The sequence below is a fragment of the Pseudoalteromonas sp. C8 genome, assembly GCF_011378685.1.
In the GTDB taxonomy this organism is placed as follows: Bacteria; Pseudomonadota; Gammaproteobacteria; order Enterobacterales; family Alteromonadaceae; genus Pseudoalteromonas; species Pseudoalteromonas arctica.
On the sequence record NZ_WTKT01000047.1, the window covers coordinates 1 to 1,460 of the forward strand.

The 1,460-nt window shown below is 37.2% G+C and carries 1 protein-coding gene; it reads right to left on the reverse strand.

Annotated features, from left to right (window positions below; translation table 11 throughout):
* Window positions 1-334 precede the first annotated feature (334 nt).
* Window positions 335-1,372: an IS110 family transposase gene (locus GQR39_RS19950; RefSeq protein ID WP_165736425.1), complete on the reverse strand. Its 1,038-nt coding sequence runs from the start codon at window positions 1,370-1,372 to the stop codon at window positions 335-337.
* Window positions 1,373-1,460: the final 88 nt, after the last annotated feature.

The window sequence follows — 1,460 nt, forward strand, 5'->3', positions numbered from 1 at the left end:
TTTCGTAAAGGGAACAGCCTATGTGGACTCCCCTGTGTCAACAACAAAATTAGTAACTAAGAATAAAGCACTCACTTATGTACGAGCTCTCATTGAGTAGCTAACTCAGGCTCTCTGATATTTACGCGCACAAGTAATCACATCTATTAAGCGAGATCAAAGTCTCTTGGTTGTTCACTGATTTTACTTGCTGATTTTTTCTTAGTTATTGCTTTTATTGTTTGAACTTCTTTACGCAGAAAAATAATTCTACTATTTCGTCAATTCCTTTGTGAACATCGCATATTTTCTTACTGGCTTTTATCTTAGTTATTCTTTTATTGTTTGAACGTTTTTACACGGCAAGTAATTCCGCTTTGTAATCAGTTCCTTTAGTCATCATCGCATACGCCGTACGTACATTTTTGTTGGCAAGTGCAACTGCAGCACAACGTATGCCACGTCGAGATACTAACTCTTGTATCCAACGTTCTTTTTTTGTTTTTGCGTCTCTTTTAACTATCATTCTAATCGCAGCCATAGACCCAACTACCAATTGACTTCTGAGTATGCTGTTTTTTACATACTTCCCAACTGAGCCCAGCTTAGTTTTTCCTCCGGAAGAATGCTGTATTGGTGTTAACCCTATACACGCCGCTGCATCTTTGCCCTTAGCAAAAACACCTATCTCACTACAGCCTAATGCGATGTATAAATTAACTGCATTAATGACACCAACACCTTCTAATTTTAAAAGTTTCTTACATTCAGGATGCTCATTAATCGCCTTTATGAGTGATTCATCATAGGTTGCAACAGACTGGCATATCATTAAGTAGTGATCCCATGCTGCTTTCAGTGAAGCACGAAGTGCCCATGAAAATTCATTCTCAGCATTTTCTAATACGCTTTCAATAGCGCCTCTTAATCCACCTAACTTTGGGGAGCAGCGAATATTAAATTCCAGTAGTAGCGCTCCTAACTGATTGCTCAAGGCTGTTTTCTGCTTTGTTGCTAAGTCGCGTAATCGCATAATTGATTGTAATTGTTGCTGCTCAATACTTTTTCCAGAAATAAAAGTTATATCGGGTACAAATGATGCTTGTACGATTGCAAGCGCATCATTAGCATCTGTTTTTTGTTTCTTTCTAATTGAAGACACAAACTTCGGACAAATTAATTTTGCATCGTAGCCTAATGATAATGCGACCTGGTTCCAGTAGTTCGATGTACTGCAAGCCTCAAAGATAATAGTGGTAGGTTTGGTATTGATTAACCAAAGAGCAAACGCCTGATATGTCATTTCAGTATTAGAAAGCACTTTATTTCTTGCATAAATACAAACTTGGATAACATCTTTTGCTAAATCAACACCAATTCTAGTATTCTTCATTTATTGGACTCCATTTAATATTTTTGTGTGGTAACAATGATATTAGCCTACACGTTGGTAATGGTGTAGGGGAGTCCAATTATCTATT